General features: G+C 73.1%; 18 protein-coding genes. 12 read left to right on the forward strand and 6 right to left on the reverse strand.

Annotation, left to right across the window (positions count from 1 at the left end; all coding sequences use genetic code 11):
- Position 1 precedes the first annotated feature (1 nt).
- The 9 genes from FB047_RS04960 to FB047_RS04995 all read left to right on the forward strand — a co-directional run bounded on the left by FB047_RS04960 (position 2) and on the right by FB047_RS04995 (position 8,613).
- A complete protein-coding gene (locus FB047_RS04960; RefSeq protein WP_076673399.1) occupies positions 2-289 on the forward strand; it encodes a WXG100 family type VII secretion target in 288 nt (95 codons plus the stop codon).
- 333 nt (positions 290-622) lie between these two features.
- Positions 623-1,012, forward strand: coding sequence for a hypothetical protein (locus FB047_RS16845; protein WP_167494151.1), 390 nt, complete (start codon positions 623-625; stop codon positions 1,010-1,012).
- Complete coding sequence (locus tag FB047_RS04965; RefSeq protein ID WP_167494152.1) at positions 1,009-2,295, forward strand: S8 family peptidase; 1,287 nt, start codon at positions 1,009-1,011, stop codon at positions 2,293-2,295. Before FB047_RS16845 ends, FB047_RS04965 begins: the two co-directional genes overlap by 4 nt.
- The gene (locus FB047_RS04970; protein WP_136586093.1) at positions 2,292-3,812 is read left to right on the forward strand and encodes a hypothetical protein; all 1,521 of its coding nucleotides are present in this window, start codon (positions 2,292-2,294) and stop codon (positions 3,810-3,812) included. The genes FB047_RS04965 and FB047_RS04970 overlap by 4 nt, the downstream gene beginning before the upstream one ends.
- A gap of 42 nt (positions 3,813-3,854) precedes the next feature.
- Positions 3,855-4,172: a WXG100 family type VII secretion target gene (locus FB047_RS04975; protein WP_076673392.1), complete on the forward strand. Its 318-nt coding sequence runs from the start codon at positions 3,855-3,857 to the stop codon at positions 4,170-4,172.
- 1 nt (position 4,173) lies between these two features.
- The gene (locus FB047_RS04980) at positions 4,174-4,461 is read left to right on the forward strand and encodes a WXG100 family type VII secretion target (RefSeq protein WP_167494153.1); all 288 of its coding nucleotides are present in this window, start codon (positions 4,174-4,176) and stop codon (positions 4,459-4,461) included.
- 156 nt (positions 4,462-4,617) lie between these two features.
- Positions 4,618-5,952: a type VII secretion integral membrane protein EccD gene (eccD, locus tag FB047_RS04985; RefSeq protein ID WP_136586095.1), complete on the forward strand. Its 1,335-nt coding sequence runs from the start codon at positions 4,618-4,620 to the stop codon at positions 5,950-5,952.
- 4 nt (positions 5,953-5,956) lie between these two features.
- Positions 5,957-7,285, forward strand: coding sequence for a type VII secretion protein EccB (eccB, locus tag FB047_RS04990; protein WP_136586096.1), 1,329 nt, complete (start codon positions 5,957-5,959; stop codon positions 7,283-7,285).
- On the forward strand, positions 7,282-8,613 hold the full coding sequence (locus FB047_RS04995) for a S8 family serine peptidase (RefSeq protein ID WP_167494154.1): 1,332 nt from the start codon (positions 7,282-7,284) through the stop codon (positions 8,611-8,613). Before eccB ends, FB047_RS04995 begins: the two co-directional genes overlap by 4 nt.
- Positions 8,614-8,666: 53 nt before the next feature.
- Here FB047_RS04995 and FB047_RS05000 read toward each other — a convergent pair whose 3' ends face one another.
- Together FB047_RS05000 and FB047_RS05005 are read right to left on the reverse strand one after the other, a co-directional pair.
- Positions 8,667-10,004: an FHA domain-containing protein gene (locus FB047_RS05000; protein ID WP_167494155.1), complete on the reverse strand. Its 1,338-nt coding sequence runs from the start codon at positions 10,002-10,004 to the stop codon at positions 8,667-8,669.
- 124 nt (positions 10,005-10,128) lie between these two features.
- Positions 10,129-10,323, reverse strand: coding sequence for a hypothetical protein (locus FB047_RS05005; RefSeq protein WP_136586099.1), 195 nt, complete (start codon positions 10,321-10,323; stop codon positions 10,129-10,131).
- A gap of 25 nt (positions 10,324-10,348) precedes the next feature.
- Here FB047_RS05005 and FB047_RS05010 point away from each other — a divergent pair, with 25 nt between their 5' ends.
- From FB047_RS05010 to FB047_RS05020, 3 genes are all read left to right on the forward strand, one after another.
- Positions 10,349-10,864 carry a CGNR zinc finger domain-containing protein gene (locus FB047_RS05010; RefSeq protein WP_136586100.1) on the forward strand — a complete coding sequence of 172 codons (516 nt, stop codon included), beginning with the start codon at positions 10,349-10,351 and terminating at the stop codon, positions 10,862-10,864.
- Between the two features lie 100 nt (positions 10,865-10,964).
- A complete protein-coding gene (locus tag FB047_RS05015; protein WP_136586101.1) occupies positions 10,965-11,303 on the forward strand; it encodes a GNAT family N-acetyltransferase in 339 nt (112 codons plus the stop codon).
- The gene (locus FB047_RS05020; protein WP_136586102.1) at positions 11,300-12,322 is read left to right on the forward strand and encodes a pirin family protein; all 1,023 of its coding nucleotides are present in this window, start codon (positions 11,300-11,302) and stop codon (positions 12,320-12,322) included. The genes FB047_RS05015 and FB047_RS05020 overlap by 4 nt, the downstream gene beginning before the upstream one ends.
- On the opposite strand, the gene FB047_RS05025 is transcribed toward FB047_RS05020, so the two are convergent.
- From FB047_RS05025 to FB047_RS05040, 4 genes are all read right to left on the reverse strand, one after another.
- Positions 12,297-12,881 carry a hypothetical protein gene (locus FB047_RS05025; RefSeq protein WP_136586103.1) on the reverse strand — a complete coding sequence of 195 codons (585 nt, stop codon included), beginning with the start codon at positions 12,879-12,881 and terminating at the stop codon, positions 12,297-12,299. The two genes, FB047_RS05020 and FB047_RS05025, sit on opposite strands and share 26 nt — an antisense overlap.
- Entirely contained in the window at positions 12,878-13,231 is a 354-nt protein-coding gene (locus tag FB047_RS05030) for a hypothetical protein (protein ID WP_136586104.1), read from the reverse strand. Before FB047_RS05030 ends, FB047_RS05025 begins: the two co-directional genes overlap by 4 nt.
- Positions 13,228-15,018 (reverse strand): TIGR03767 family metallophosphoesterase, encoded by a 1,791-nt coding sequence (locus FB047_RS05035; protein ID WP_136586105.1) that lies wholly within the window; start codon positions 15,016-15,018, stop codon positions 13,228-13,230. The genes FB047_RS05030 and FB047_RS05035 overlap by 4 nt, the downstream gene beginning before the upstream one ends.
- A gap of 251 nt (positions 15,019-15,269) precedes the next feature.
- The gene (locus FB047_RS05040; RefSeq protein WP_240752636.1) at positions 15,270-16,406 is read right to left on the reverse strand and encodes a M15 family metallopeptidase; all 1,137 of its coding nucleotides are present in this window, start codon (positions 16,404-16,406) and stop codon (positions 15,270-15,272) included.
- Between the last annotated feature and the right edge of the window lie 99 nt (positions 16,407-16,505).

Consider the following 16,505-nt stretch of genomic DNA (forward strand, 5'->3'; position numbering starts at 1 on the left):
CATGCAGTCCATGTCCGTTCGTCCCGAGCAGGTCATCGCCCTCTCCGGTCAGATCCGCAACGGTGCCTCCGGCATCCGCACCCGTCTCGACGAGCTCGAGTCGCAGGTCAACGCCCTGCGCGCCTCCTGGGACGGTGAGGCGCAGACCGCCTACGACCAGGCGCAGGCCCAGTGGACCCAGTCCATCACCCGCCTGAACGAGCTGCTCCAGCAGATCGCCGGCAAGACCGACGAGATCGCCCAGGGCTACACCTCGACCGACAAGTCGGCCGCGGGCCGCTTCGCCTGACCCACTCCGGACCGGCGGTCGCTGCGGCGGCCGCCGGTTCTCTGGGCTCGCGCGCCTTTCGTCGCTCGCGTGCCCGATTCCCTCGCATCCCGATCACAGAGAAACGAGTGATCAGCATGGCCGATCTCCGGCCCGCTTGGACGTCGCCTGCCGGCCACCCCTTCGGCGTGCGCGCGCCCTTCGACGGAGCGCCGCGATGACCCGAGCGCCGCACGGCCGGCAAGGGGAACACGCCATGACAGAGGCGTGGCGGCGTTGCATCCTCGCGACCCCGCTTCACAGGCGTTTACGCCCCACGATCGCCCCTTCGATCAGAGAGTACGAGTGATCCTCATGTCCGATCAGGTCTCTTACGACGGCGACGTCGTTCAGCACAACGTCATCAACCTCAACGCGGTGCCCGATGAATTGCCCACCGCGGCGAATCTCGCGATCGTCGAGGGCAACTCGACCGAGCCGGCCGCCACGGCCTTCACGGACTTGGTGAGGGACCGCGCGAATGATCTGGGAACCCAGGTCGAAGCGGTCCGGGAATACGTACGCCTTCAGGCCGAGGCGCTGACGAAAGCCGTCGCCGCACTGCAGGAGACGGATGCCATCAGTTCCGCGGTGGCTGCGCAGGCGATGGCCGTCGTGGATTCCGCGACAGGCCCCTCCGGCTCGGCGGCGACGTCGTCCGGGTCGTCCGGCGTGCGGTCGGTGCTGCCCGGGATTCCGCAGTGAGCCGCCTCCGCGGCGCAGCACTGCGTCTGTTCGCCACCGTGGTGGTCGCCGGCGCGACGATATCGGCTGCCACTCCGACGGCGGCGCACGCGGCCGGCACCGACTGGGACTGGTGGCTCGACACCTACGGCGTGCAGGCTGCTCACGACGCGGGCCTGACCGGCGCCGGAGTGAAGATCGCCGTCATCGATGAGTCGATCAATCCGAACCTGCCGGTCTTCCAGGGACGCAATCTGACGGTGTCGGACACCGTCATCTGCCCCGACCGCACGCCCGCAGCCACCGACGTCGCAGACGCGGGCGCCATCCACGGCTCCACCGTCACAGCCATGATCATCGGCAACGGCACCGGCGCAGGAGGACTTCGAGGCATCGCCCCCGAGGCGGATGTCACCTTCTACGGCTACGGCACAGGATCGGACGATTGCCGTCCCGACACCGATCTGGAGATCACCGACTTCGGATACGCCGTGAAGACGGCCGTCGACGACGGGGCCGACATCATCACGACCTCCATCACGATGGGCGCGCGCTCAGCGGATGGCCCGGCCGTGGCCTACGCCCTCTCACGCGGCGTCGCGATCATCGCCGGCACGCCGAACCCCGACATGCTCGCCGTCTACGACAAGGACCTCGGAGCGATGAACGGCATCGTCGCCGCATCCGCGATCGGACGCGAGGGCGACTTGCAGACCTCTCAGAACGGAGAGGTTCTCGCTCTCCCTCAGACCACCGTCGTCGCGGCGGGGAAGAACCTGCCATCCGTCGGTCGTGTGGATGATTGGGATGCCTCGGCGCCGAGCAGCGGGTCATCTTTCGCGGCGCCCGTCGTCGCCGGGATGCTCGCCCTCGCAGCCCAAAAGACGCCCGCAGCGAGCGGCACTCAACTCGTGCAGGCCCTCGTCCGCACGACGAACGGGCAGGTGCATGACCTCACCCGCACCGACGACGGCTTCGGTTACGGCGCGGCATGGCTACCGACACTCCTGAGCGTGGACCCTACGACTCTTCCCGATGAGACGCCTCTCACCGACAAGGCGGCCGGCATCCCGACACCCGACCAGATTTCCGAAGCGGTCAGCGCGGGCGGTTACGTACCCATCGAGAAGCAAGACAGTTTCACGCAGTACGGCGACGACGAAGAAGCCTCCACCCCAGGCATCGGCCCCTTGATCGTGTGGATCATCGCCGGAGTGGCCGGCCTGCTCGTCTTGGCGATCGTGGTCGTCGTCGCCATCGTCGTCTCACAGCGCCGCAAAGCTGGAAAGGAGTTCACATCGTGACCGGAGTGTGGGAACAGCGTCTGATCAATCTCGCCGAGGGAGGCGTCCCGTGGGACATGCCGTATCGGAGCGACTTCCTCAACGGTCTGAACGCACTGAAACAGGTGCTCGATCAGGTCAAGGACGATCCCGGGCTGGCTGGGAAGTCGGGCGACGCGGCGAAGCGAGCCTTCGCGTACACGGCCGGCGAGGTGCAGAAGCAGATCAACTACCTGGGCGTGCACATGCCGATCCCCATCAGCCAGGCCAACGAGGTGAGGACCGAAGCGCGCGACGCTGCCGCCACCCTGCCACCGGGCCAGATGAGCCCCGGACAAGACGCCGCTGTGCGAGGAGCGGCGGTCGGTGCCACGTTGATGCTCGGTCCGGTGGCATTTCTGGCGGGTGAAGGTGCCAGCCGGGCGATCAACACCTACATGGCGGAGCAGCGTGAAGCCGAAGCGAAGCGCCACGTAGAGACCTACTCCGGACGTCTGGACGCTTTGAACATCGACCAGCCGCCGTCGTTCGACGGACGTGTCTCAGACGAGGACGAGACTCCTCCCGAGAATCCCGAACAGCAGACGGGTGGACCGGGTGGTGCCCGTGGTCGCAGCTTCGAGCAGTACCCCGACTGGGACATCGCACCCGGTGGGTCCGGCCCGACCACGGGCGGAGGAGATCCTTCCGCCCCGCCACCCGAGGCAGGAGCCGTCCCTCCCGGGCCCGGCGAGCACGGTCCCTTCCCCGGTGGCGTGCCCGGACTGCCTCCGGGCTCGCCCGCGCCCATCGACATCGGCAACATCCCTCCCGAGCCCACTCCCGACGGTCCGATCAGCGGCAGCCCCACCCTTCCCGGTGGCATTCCGATGGTTCCCGGCGGCGGGGGCGGCGGACTCGTCGGGACGCCCGGCAGCCCCGGAGCCGGTCTCGGCTCGGGTCTTGGAGCCGGTCTCATCGCCGGCGGCGGCGGCGCGATCGCTCTCGGTCGCGTCGGCGGCGGCGCGGGCGCGCCGGGAGTACCCGGTGGCCGTCTCTTCGGCGGCCCCGCGGGCGGTTCGGTCGGCGCGGGTGGCGCGGGCGGGGCGCGGTCCGGCGGTCTGCTCGGACGCCCGGGCGCCGGCGCCGGTCTCGGAACCCGCGGTGTCGGGGGTCTCGGCGCGGCGGGCACGGGTTCGGCGAACTCGACAGCGCGCGGCGCGGGTGCACGAGCCGGCGGCCTCGGTGCCGCAGGCACGCGCGCCGGTGGCGTCGGCGGGGCCGGCGGCTCGACCACGGGAGCGTCGGGTGGGCGTGCGGGTGCGGCGAGCGGTCGGACCGGCGCGGGTAGCGCCGGCGGTTCCGGAGCGGCCGGAACCGGCCGCACCGCGGGCGCCGGCTCGCGCGGCGTGGGCGGCATGGGTGGCCCCGGCTCACGCTCCGAGCGCAAGAAGGACGAAGCACGCGGTCTCGCGGGTCCGATCGCGCCGCGCATGGAAGACGACGAGCAGATCGGTCCCCGGTCCGAGAACGCCCAGGCCGGCGGCCGCGACGAGTGACCCCTCGTCGCGCGTTGATCCTCACCGACAAGAAAGAAGACGATGTCTGATCGCATCTCCGCCCAAGAGGGCGCGCTCGTCCGGGGCGCCGAAGTGGTGATGGGCGCGCACGCCGACATCAGCGACAGCGCCCGCCGCGTCCTCGCCGAGCTCGACGAGCTCGCCGCCAACTGGTCCGGCGACGCGGCGAGCTCGTACAACGCGCTCGTCAATGAGTGGACGGCCGGAGCCACGCGCCTGAATGACGTGCTCGTCACCCTCAGCGCGGCCCTGCGGGCGACCGCGAGCGACCAGGAAGCGGTCGAGGAGCAGCACCGCACCACCATCCAGGGCCTCGGCTCGCTGCTCGGAGGAGAGTGAGATGGGCGATCTCCGCGTCACCCCCGAAGCCCTGCACGCCGCCGCCGCACGGCTGCGTTCCGAGAGCGCCCGCATCGACGCCGCCCTCGGCGGACTGGATGCCGAGGTCGCGCGCCTGCGCGGGAGTTGGGAGGGCACCGCGCAGGTGGCCTACAACAACGCTCAGCAGCAGTGGAGCGCGACCCTGGAGCAGATGCGCGACGCGCTCTCGCGCATCTCGAACGCGGCCGACTCGATCGCCGACGACTATGTCTCGGCCGACCGGGCCTCGGCCGCGCGCTTCCAGTGATCAGCTCGACGCTGAGCGGCCGACGCCGATCACGCAGCGCTGAGTACCGGGCGCCGAGCGATCACCGCTCGGCGCTCGACCGCCGCCGCGACCCGCGGCGATAGGATTTCGAGGTCTGACCGCAGGGGGCTTCGGTCCGGAAAGAGGGGGCCGCGGATGGCTGACGTCATGAACGCGACACGAGCGCTGCTGCGACTCTCGGTGCAGAGCGAAGGGCGGCGGCTCGACATCGCCATCCCCGCCCAGGTGCCCGTCATCGAGTTCCTGCCCGGGTTCGCCCGGTCGCTCGGCGTACTCGATGCCTCGATGACCTCCGCGGGGTACGCCCTGCAGCGCGCCGACGGATCCACCGTCGATCCCTCTCTCGGTGCCTCGGCCCAGGGCATCGTCGACGGCGAGGTGCTCACCCTGGTGCGCGGAGGACTCGTGGCCCAGCCGCGCGTGTACGACGACATCGTCGAGGCGGTCATCGACGCCACCGCGCAGCAGAACCGCCCGTGGACCACGCGCGACAACGCCCGCACCGCACTGGCGGTGAGCCTGGCCCTCCTCGGCGTCTGCGCGGTCCTGCTGCTCGCGGCGGGACGCGCTCTGCCGTTCGGTGCGCTCGTGGCCGGCGGCGGCGCGGTCGTGCTGCTCGTCGTCTCGGCCGTGGTCGCCCGGCTCGGTCAGCGCGAGGCGGGCCAGGGGCTGGGTATGGCGGCATCCGTCTTCGCCGCCGTCGCGGGGTTCCTCGCGATCCCCGCCTCGTTCGATCTGTGGGGCTGGCCGCTGGCGGCCGCCGGAGGCGGGGCGTTCGTGGTCGCCGGCGTCGCGTTGGCGCTCACGCGAGACCGCGCCGAACTGCAGCTCACCCCGCTCGTCGCCGGCGGCGCGCTCGGCGTCACCGGCACCCTCGCCGCCTTCTTCCCGCCCGCAACGGTGTGGACGCTCATGGTCGGCGTGATCGCGACGCTCGCGGGAGCCCTGCCGTGGCTCGCGATGAGCACGACCCGCCTGCGCGTGGTCTCGCCGCAGAACGACGTGGAGATCTTCGCCGATCCGCAACCGATCGACGCCGACGACATCGCCGCCCGCGTCGAGCAGGGCAAGCGCATCCTCATCGCCCTGCGCCTCGCCCTCGCGGCGGCGATCCTCGTCGCCACTCCGCTCGTCGCGGCGCAGAACGCCACGGGTGCGCTCGTGTGCGCCCTCGCCTTCGCCGGCATGATGTTCCCCTCGCGGCAGACGTACGCGCGCTCGGGCGTGCTGACGGTCATGGCCACCGGCATCCTGGGTCTCGTCGTCGCGGGCGTCGTGGCCTCACTCGCGCAGCCGGGGCTGCGGGTCGGCATCCTCGTCGTGCTGCTCATCGCGACCGTCAGCGTCGTGACCATCACCCTGCTCGCGCCGAAGACGCGGCTGCGCCTCATCCGCGTCGCCGACACCGCCGAGCTGCTCGTGCTCGCCGCGCTGCTGCCGCTCGCGGTGATCTCGTCCGGGCTGGCCTGACGCGATGGCCACCAAGGGCGATCTGATCGAGGCGCAGAACTTCTCGCGCCGCCGCCTGCTCACCGCCTTCGTCAGCGGGGCCCCGGGCGGGAAAGAGCTGCAGCCGACCGCCCCCCTGCGCGCCGTGATCGCCGCCATCGCGCTCACGGTCATCGTGGTGCTCGTGGGCGTCTTCTACGGCCTCATCCGTCCCGGACTGCCCACCGGGTGGGAGAACGGCAAGCTCGTCCTCGTCTCCGACACCGGCGCCCGTTTCGTGACCGTCGACGGCACCCTGCACCCCGTCATCAACACCGCGAGCGCGCGTCTGCTGCTCCCGGCGAACGAGTACGGCGTGATCTCGACCGACCAGGCCACTCTCGCGGGCACCCCGGTCGGCGACACCCTCGGCATCACCGGCGCCCCCGACGAGCTCCCGCCCGTCTCGGGCCTGATCAACACGGGATGGAGTGCGTGCGTGTCCGACGACGCGTCGCTCGACGTGCGCATCTCGACGGCGACCGGTCCCACCCCGGCACCGGATCGGGCCGTGGTCGTCTCGGTCGACGGCATCCTGCACGTGATCCAGGGCCAGCGGAGCTTCGCCGTCTCGAGCGAGGACCCCGACGCCGTGCTGCGCGCCGCGGGGATCTCAGCGCTCGACCCCGTCACCGTTCCGGCCGCGTGGCTCGACCTCTTCACCGCCGGCACGGCGTTGACGCCGATCACGCTGAAGAACTACGGCGAGAGCGTCTCGGGAACGTCGCTGCGCGTGGGTCAGGTCGTGCGTCAGGCGGGTGCGCCCGACGACGAGCGCTTCCTCGTGCAGACCGGCGGGGTGCTCGAGACGCTGTCTCCGCTCGCCTGGCAGCTGTACCAGCTCGGCAGCGGAAGCGCCCTCAAGGGCGAGGTCACCGAGGTGACCGGAAGCGAGATCCGCGGCCTGGCGACGGCCTCGAAGGGCATCGGCGACCAGTGGCCGTCGACGGGATTCGAGACGATTCCGACGGGGCAGCGCCCGTGCGCGGTGCTCGAGGGCGCCGAAGGACAGGCGGTCACCACGCTGGCCACCCAGCCGACCTCGACGACCGTGTCTCCGGGCGTTCGCGTCGATCCCAGCCACGGTGCGCTGGTGCGCGCCGGCGGGCGCGGCGACCAGAACACGAGCGTGCTCACGCTGGTGGATGCCACGGGCACGGCCTACCCGCTCCCCAGCGCCGACGACGAGACGATCGCCCGCCTCGGGTACACCTCCGACGACATCGGCTCCATCGCCGACGGCTGGACGGCCCTGCTGGCCACCGGCCCCTCGCTCAGCGAGAGCGCGGCGCAGCGCACGCCGGAGGCGAAGTGAACCACCGCGGCGTCGCGAGACGTCTCGGAGCGCTCGCGATCGCGGTCGGCCTCGTGAGCGCGGGCGTCCCGGCTGCCGCGCAGGCCGCGCCGCTCCCGGGGTTCCCCGTTCTCTCGGCCGCCGAGGACGGTTGCCTCGCCTCGACGCGGGTCTCCGACACTCCGCCCGCCCTGGGTGAACTGCAGAGCGCGGCCGCGTGGGAGATCACGAAGGGCGCCGGGGTGGTGGTCGCCGTGGTCGACTCCGGCGTGGCTCCGAACCCGCACCTCGACGCCTCCGTGCTCCCCGGGATCAACCTCGTGCCCGACGGCACGGACTCGACCGCGCGCACCGACGTCTACGGGCACGGCACGGTGATCGCCGGTCAGATCGCGGCGCAGATCATCCCGAAGTCGGGGGTGCAGGGTCTCGCCCCGGATGCCAAGATCCTCCCCATCCGCGTCTTCGCGGGCACCTCGGAGCAGCTGAGGGAAGCGGGCTTCGGTCCGAACACCGAGCGGATGGCGAACGGCATCCGGATCGCCGCGGATCTCGGGGCGCAGGTCATCAACGTCTCGATGAGCACCTCGGCCGAGGACGGGGGACTCGCCTCCGCCGTCGCCTACGCGCGCGAGAAGGGCAGCCTGGTCGTGGCGAGCGCGGGCAACCGCGACTCCGAGGCGGCCGTCGAGGAGGACGACAAGGACGGCGTGCGCTACCCGGCCGGCTTCCGCGGCGCCCTCGGCGTCGCCGCCACGAACCCGTCGGGAACCGTCACGAGCGCGAGCATCCGCGGGTCGCACGTGAAGCTGTCGGCCCCCGGCCAGGCGATCGCGTCGTCGTGGCCGCAGGGCGGGGATTGCGTGGTGTCCAGCGACAAGCCGGCGACCAGCTACGCCGCCGCGTACGTCTCGGCGGCCGCCGCCCTCGTGGCCGCAGCTCACCCCGACGAGACGCCCGACCAGTGGGCTTACCGCCTCGAGGCGACGGCCGTGCGGGCCCAGCCCGACGCGCGGTCGAACACCTCGGGATGGGGCGTGGTGCAGCCCTACGACGCCATCGTGCTCGTGCCGGGCTCCGGTCTGCGCGGCCCCTCGAACCCGTTCCCCGGAGCGTCCGCCTCGCCGCAGCCGTCGACGACGCCGACCCCGGTCAGTGTCGCGGTAGGCCCGGGTCCGGATGCCGGGGCGATCACCCTCGCGACGGGCATCGGCGCGGGGGCCCTGGTGCTTCTCGGCGCGATCGGAGCCATGGCGGTCTACGTCAGCCGACGCCGTGACGACGCGGTGCCGCGCCGACCGGCGCCCACCGGGCGCGGACTCTACGGCGACGACACGGCCACGGACTGACGACCCGCGTCAGCCCGTGCCCGCACGGCTCTTAAGGGAGCCGCCGCGTGCGCTCAGCCGGCCGCCGGACGCAGCTCGAGACTCGCGTCACCGAGGCGGAACCGGCTCGGCACCGACGCGGTGCCGCCGCCGGGCAGACGTTCGAGACGGCCGTCGTCGTGGACGAGCGTCACGCCGTTCGTCGAGTCCAGATCGGTGAGGGTCCAGCCCGTCACGGTCCAGTCGAGGCGCGCGTGCTCCTTCGACATCGTGCGGGTCTCGTCGACGACCGCGACGTACTGGGTCATGTCGTCGGCGTTCGAGGGCTTGCGGCCCAGCACGACCGTCCGGCTCGTGAGGGACACCATCTCGCCGTCGGGGAGTCCGAGGGTCCAGTCCCCGCGGCGCCGGGAGCGCGGGCGCGCGGTCTGCGTCGACTCGTCGAGGGGGTCGGCGACGTCGGTGCGTCCGGCGGGTCGCTCGGCCGTCGCGTCCGTCGTCTCCGACACGCGACCGTCGATGCCTTCCGCGGCGTCGACGGCGACCGGCGCGACGGACGCCTCCGCCCGCGAGGCCGGGATCCCGGCATCCGGAGTTGGCGCGACGGACGCCTCGGCCCGCGAGGCCGGCATCCCGGCATCCGGAGCCGGCGCGACGGACGCCTCGGCCCGCGAGGCCGGCATCCCGGCATCCGGAGCCGGCGCGACGGACGCCTCGGCCCGCGAGGCCGGCATCCCGGCATCCGGAGCCGGCGCGACTGGCGCCGCCGCCCGCGAGGCGGAGACCACGGCATCCGGCGCCGGAGAGGATGCGTCCGGGTCGTCGCCCGCCCCGATCTCGCGGGGTCCCGGCAGGACGGGGGGCGCGAACGGCTCCGCCGACGTCGCCACGGCACGTCGTCCTCCGGCCGCGGCGGCGACGGGAGCCGCCGGACCCGCGGTGGACGGGGCGGTCGGAACCCCCGGGACGGCGGCGATCGGGCCGTCGACCTCACCGGCCTCGGCGGCGACCGACTCGAGGCCGTCGATCTCGCGCGGGGCCGGGGGTGCGGCATCCGGCGCCTTCGGGTCTCGAGCCAGGACCATCGCCCACGCGGGCGGAAGCAGCACCGCGAGCGTCGTCGTGCCGGCTCCGCGACCGGAGCCCTCGCCGAGCCGGTGCGCCGCCCTCGCCTTCAGCACGAGCCCGTAGACGTTCACGAACGGCACCACGAGCAGCACCGCGCGCACCGGGTCGATGCGGCCGAGACGGAACACCTCCGCCTCGTTCACGAGCGGCACCCACGCGCGCCACGGTTCGCCGCCGTGCGCGGCGAGCACGCGCGACAGTCCGATCGCGTACCAGACGTGCAGCACGAGGGCGATCACCAGCACCGCTCCCGCGGTCGCGGCGATCAGGCTCAGAGCATCCATGCGTCCTCCGTCGACGGTCTGCATCGACGCTACCGCGCCGGGCGTCGCCCGTGGGTGGCCGGTCCTCCCGGGGGATCGAGCAACGGCAGCCGAGGCCGCCCCCTCCCCGCCGGCCTCCGCCGCGTCATCCGATCGCGCGCGACACCGCGACCGGGACCACCGCGAGCGGGTGCTCCCGATCCACGCGCCGAGCGGAGCAGCCGGTACAGCGCACGTAGCGCACGCGTCCCTCGCTCGTGGCGTGCACCGACTCCGTGAGCCAGGCGTGTTCGTGGACGGATGCCGCGGCGGCGGCGGGTCGGGTGCGGGAGGCGGTCATGATCCCAGCGTGTTGTAATGCCCTTATGCATCTCAACCCTTACGGGGAGTACGCCGTGCTCCTGGCCGCCTCGCTCGCCAACGACTGGCCGGCCGACCGCGCCGGCATCGAGGAGCGCACGATCGAGCGGGGGATGACGATGCGCTTCCCGGTGGCATCCGACGATCACGCACAGACGCGCGCGGTGATCGACGAGTGGCTTCGCGTCGTCGACGAGAAGGACCCGGCCGCGCGGGCCGAGCTGCTGAACACGCAGATGGCCGCCGTCACCGCCTACCCCCGTCTCACCGACCACGACGGCGAGGGGTGGCACCTCCACTACCGCGACAGCGACGAAGCGCTGCCGCGCGTCCTCGCGGCCGTCATCTCGGTCGGCACCTCGCTGCACCTCGTCACGCGCGGGATGAACCGCCTCGGTCGCTGCGCCTCGGAGCCGTGCGACCGCGTCGTCGTCGACATCACCCGCAACGGGCGCCAGCGCTACTGCTCGGTGCGCTGCGCCAACCGCGCGGCCGTCCGGCGGCACCGCGCGCGGGCGTGAGCCGACGCCGTCGGGGCGCCCCTGCGCGCCGTGTCCAGGGATGGCGGAACACCGCGGCGCCGACGTACGTTGCTGTGGACACCGACGACAGGAGACGCCGATGGCCGATGAACTGACCGTGACCCGCAACGACGAGGCACGCCGCTACGAGATCAACGTGGGCGACGAGCTCGGCGGCTTCCTCGAGTTCCGTCCCGCGGGCGAGGACCGCGTGGTGCTGCCGCACACCGAGATCGACCCGGCCTTCAAGGGCCGCGGCCTGGGGTCGACGCTGGCGAGCGAAGCCCTCGGCGATCTCGCCCGCCGCGGCGGCAGCGTCATCCCCTCCTGCCCCTTCGTGGCGCACTACCTCCGCGAGCACGATGTACCGGGTCTCGTCGTGGAGTGGCCCGACGAGGCCGACGCCGCCGACTCGGCGGGGTCCGGCGAACCGTCGTGACCCGCCTCGACGTCGCTCCGCCCGCGTCGGAGGGGCCGGTCGAGTGCGACGGGCCGCGCGCCCTCGTGGTCGAGGCGCGCGAGGTGCCCCTGGGCGGGGTGCGCGGCATGGAGGTGCACCGCACCCTCCCGCACCGCTCGCTGCCGATGGTCGGCGCGTGGTGCTTCCTCGACCGGTTCGGTCCGCAGGACACCCTGATGCGCGTCGAACCCCACCCGCACATCGGCCTGCAGACGGTGACCTGGCCGATCATCGGCGAGGTGCGTCACCGGGATGCCGTGGGCAGCGACGTCGTCGTGCGCCCGGGCGCCCTCAACCTCATGACCAGCGGCGCGGGCATCGCCCACTCGGAGTACTCGGTGGGCGAGGGCCCCATCCCTCTCGACGCACTGCAGCTGTGGGTCGCCCTTCCCGAGTCGCGCCGGCACGGCGCCCCCGCCTTCGAACGGCACGAGGACCTTCCCGTGCTCGACCTCGGCGACGGCGCGGACGCGGTGGTGGTGATGGGCACGCTCGGCGCGGTCGCCTCGCCCGCCACCGTCCACACCCCGATCGTGGGGGCCGAGCTGCGCCTCCCGGCGGGCGTGAGCGTGCGGGTTCCCCTGCGCCCCGACTGGGAGTACGCCGTCTACGGGATGACCGGCACCGCCGAGGCGGTCACCGGGATGGATGCCGTCGACGCCGACGCAGTTCGTCGCCCGGGGCCGGCCCTCGAGGCCGGGGAGACGGCATCCGTCGATCACACCCGACTCGTGTACCTCGGCACCGGCCGCGACCACCTCGAACTGCGCAGCACCGACGGAGCCCGCGTGTTCCTGCTCGGCGGCGAACCCTTCGAAGCCGACATCGTCATGTGGTGGAACTTCGTCGGCCGCACGCACGACGAGATCGTCGCGGCGCGCGAGGCGTGGGAGGGCCACTCCGAGCGGTTCGGCGACGTCGTCGACCACGGTCCCGAGCGCATCCCCGCTCCCCCGCTTCCGGCGGTGCGGCTCACTGCGCGGCGACGGCGGGTCTGACCCGGCTCGCCCCGCCCCGCGGGCGGATCGCGAGCCGGGCCCAGAGGCGCACGAGCAGCGCCACGAGAGCACCTCCCGCGATGCCGGTGGCCAGGGCCCCCAGCCATCCGGTGACGAGGAATCCGAGCAGCAGAGCGGCGACGCCGATCAGCGCGAGGACGACCACCGTCAGCACCGCCGCCAGCACCGCGCGGACCGGATGCCGGGCGAACGAGCCGAGGCCGACGGCCCCGCCGACCCCGGCGTTGCCCAGCGGAGACACGACGACCAGAGCGACGAGGATCGCCGGCACGAGCGTCGCCGCCGACAGCACCGCCAGGGCGGCGACGACGACCAGAGCGACCACGACCCCCGCGATCGCGCGTCCGATCCGGGGCCGCCCGCCCGTGCCCGCGAGGACCACCAGTGCGACGGCCGCCGCGGCGATCGCCACCGCCGAGGCCGCGAAGAGGGCGATGAACCCGGCGGATGCCGCGACCGCCGCCCGCGGGACGACCAGCGCCGTCTGGATCACCGCGTGCCCCACGACCACCGCCGCGGTGAGCAGGGCCCGCCTCACGGGGCGTCCCCCGCCGCCGCGTCGATCACGGCGCTCACGCTGCCGGTGAAGACCACCGCGCCCGACACCGTGACGGTGAGGGCGTCGGGATCGGATGCCGGCGAGCTCGAGGCCACGGCATCCCCCTCTCCCGTGGTTCCCGCGCACGAGATCGCCCCGTCGTCGGCGCGGGTGCACGTGGGGACGGCCTCGAGCTCGACGCCGCGGTCGAGGAGGACGTCGATGGTCGCGAACCGCACCTCGGTGAGGTGGTTGCCGCCCACCGGCGCGATCGCCGCGACCTGCGAGCAGCCCGCGAGCGCGAGCGCCAGCACCGCCCCCAGCGAGGCCGACGTCGCGACCCGCCTCACAGCGCGCGCTCCGTCTCGTAGGCGACGATCCGCGCGCGCTCGGCGACGTGCTGCGCCTCGAGCTGCGCGTCGGTGATGACCTCCAGGTCGAACGGCGCGGGCAGCAGCAGCTCGGTGTTGCGATCGAGGGGGGAGCCGCGGCGCATGAGCGGCGTCTCGGCCCAGTCGTTGGCGGCGAGCTCCCGACTGCGGCTGGCGAGATCGGCGACGGAACCCGACGACCCCGGCACCGCCGGAGAGGCGTGATCGAGCACCGTCGTGAACAGCGAGAGCGTGCCGTCGCGGTTGTCCACGAGCTCGACGACCTGCTGCTGCTGCGGGAAGTCGATGCACGACGCGGTGGTGATCTCCCAGAACCCACCGGTGGCGCTCGTGTGCGCCAGGATCTGATTGAGATGCGTGTGGCCGTTGAGCCACCCCACGACGACGGGGAACTCCAACAGCATCGCCACGAACTCCTCCGCCCCGTACAGCTTCTCGTCGGCTCCCGGCCGCACCGCCCGGTTCTCGAGGGTCAGGCTGTTGTGGTGGCTGAAGATCAGGACCAGCCGCTGCTCGCGCTGGGCGATCTCGAGCTGCGCCCGCAACCAGCGCATCTGCGACTCCGGCACCGCCCCGTCGGGACCCGCGACCTGGTTGCACGTGTCGAGGCCGAAGGCGCGCACGCGCGGGCTCAGGTCGACCTGCCACCACGTCTCGCCCGACGCGAGATTGTGGGCGGTGAAGCCGTGCCCGACGGGTCCGGGGGTGGTCTCGGTGCGGAAATGCTCGGCCATGAACTCGCGCCGCTCGAAGAGGTAACGATCCTCGTTCGCGGGCACCTCCCGCATCCCCGGGTTTCCGGATGCCAGGCCGAGGGCCGCGAGGGCCTGGGAGAACACGCTCGTGCTCGACGCCCACCCCTCCAGCGCCGTGCTCGCCGTGGCATCCAGGGTGTACGACTTCCGCCCGCCGACGGCGAGGGCGCGCAGCTGCGGACTGATGTCGAACGTGCCGAGCAGGAGGGTGTCGTGGTTGCCGTACACGGCGTACCAGGGCGCGGGCAGCCCCACCGACTCCACCTTCTGCGCGATCGCCTGCGCGAGCAGGTCGGGCAGGCGCGGGAACCCGTAGTCGCCGAACGCGCCCCCGCGGGGATCGTTCGGCCGGTACGCCCAGATCGCCTCGTTCCAGGCCTGCACACCCTGCCAGGTGGGCCCGCCGGTGGCCGGGTCGACCGGGAGGCCGTCCATCAGGTCGATGTACCAGCGCAGCTCGAGGTGCGAGTGCATGTCGGCGCTGTCGCCGGTGACGATCGCGGCGCTCATCGGCGCTCCGGTGAGCGGGCTGTACCGGGCGTCGGAGAACGCCCGCACCATCGCCGCCGTCGCGTGCGGGCTGAGAGGGTCCTGCGGGTGGAAGGCACTGCCCCACGCGGAGTGATCCTGCACGATCATCGGTTCGATGCGGCCCGGCGACTGCGCCTCGATCACGTGCAGGTCGGACAGGTGCCCCAGGTACAGCAGCGACCGCCGCGAGGCCGTGCGGGCGGCGGACGGCGCGCGCCGCAGGACGTCGGTGCGCGGGAGGTACGGCTCGCCCGCCCCCGTGGCGAGCGCGCGATAGCGTCCCGAGACCACAGAGCCCTGCCGGATGGTCTGCTGAAGGGTGGTCGGGATGCCGGCCGCCGTCGCGGCAGGTGCCTGCGCGCGAGCCGAGGCGGCGACGAGCGCGTCGAGGCCGATCCCCGTCGCGGCGGCGGCAGTGGCGGCGACGTGGAGGAACTGGCGGCGGGACAGACCGGTCACGTGATCATCCGTTCGGGCGGAGGAAGAACACGAATGTAGCGCCTCGGCGCGCGGCGCGTCGAGCGGGGTGGGGCGTGGCGTGGCGGGGGAGGGCGGACGCGGTGGCGGGCGCCTGCGCGGGGCGTCGAGGCGCGGGAGGGGCGTGAGCCACCCGGGGCGTCAGCCACCCGGGGCGTCAGCCACCCGGGGCGTCGAGCGGCGCGAGGCATCGAGGCGCGGGAGGGGCCTGAGCCGCCCGGGGCGTCGGTCGCTCAGTAGGTCGGCGCCGCCGGGAGGCCGAAGAACTCCTCGAGGGTGGTGTACCCGCCGTCGTGATAGGCCTGCGCGAGCTCCGGCCCGATGTAGCGCAGGTGCCACGCCTCGGGCTCGTAGCCGCTGTAGTCCTCGCGCCCCTCGGCGTAGCGCGTGATGAAGCCGAACTCCCACGCGTGCTCGCGCACCCAGGCGCCCTGGGGCGATGCGGCGACGTCGTCGAGCGTGCCGCACGAGCCGTTGCACGGAACGATGTCGACGGCCTTGCCGGTCTGATGCTCGCTGTACCCCGGCCGTGCGCTCTCGCGGTCGGCTTCCGCGACGCCGCCCACGGCGACGCGGCCGGCGTAGGTGGACTTCTGCGTGGAGTAGGAGCGGAAGGCGCTGAGGTACCCGATCTCGCCCGCCCCCGCGTCGGCCGCGGCACGCACCATCGCGCTCAGCGCCTCGGCGGGAGCGGCCCGCAGCGCCGACTGCTCGAGGGCGCGCACGTTCGCCGGCATGACGAGGTCGCCCGGGGCGTAGTCGATCGGGTCGAGCGGGCGCTGCTTGTTGACCACGAGCCACTCGCGGTCCGGGTCGCTCAGCGACACGCACGGGGCGATCCCGGATGCCACCGCGGAGCGGAACGCCGCCCCACCGCCCGCTGCGGCGATCGCGGCGGTGTCGTCGCCCTGCCCGAGCGCGGCGGTGAAGGCCGGGTCGTCGCAGGGTGTCGCGGTCGCCGCGACGGCGGAGACCTGCGGCACGGGCAGCCCCTCGTCCGGAACGGCCGGCGGACCCGCGACGGCGGCACTCACGGTGTCGTCGACGGATGCCGATGCGGCCGCGTCGTGTGCGGAACCCGCTGCCGCGCCGATCGCGACGACGACGCCGACGATCACCGCGGCTCCCGCTCCCATCACGACGGCGAGACGACGTCGGCGGTCCGCGGGAAGGGCGGCGAGGGTCTGCGCGAGCCCGCGGCGCGCCGCGCTCGGGCGTCGAGGCTCTTCGACCCGCGCGGCGCCTGCGCCCTCGCGCAGCTGACGGCGCGTCGGAGCGGGAGGGGGGATCTGCGCGAGGGCCTCCGTCGCGAGTCGCTCGGCTTCCGCGCGGGCCGCGCGGCGGGGGGAGAGCTCGGGATCGGGGGACATGAGTGCTCCCATTGTCTCCCGGGGGCGGCCCGCGGTCGACCCGTCGGCCGGCGACGGTTGCCCCCGCACCCTCCGAACGGGCACTCTGGAGCCACCGTG

This window comes from Microbacterium hydrothermale (assembly GCF_004854025.1).
GTDB lineage: Bacteria > Actinomycetota > Actinomycetes > Actinomycetales > Microbacteriaceae > Microbacterium > Microbacterium hydrothermale.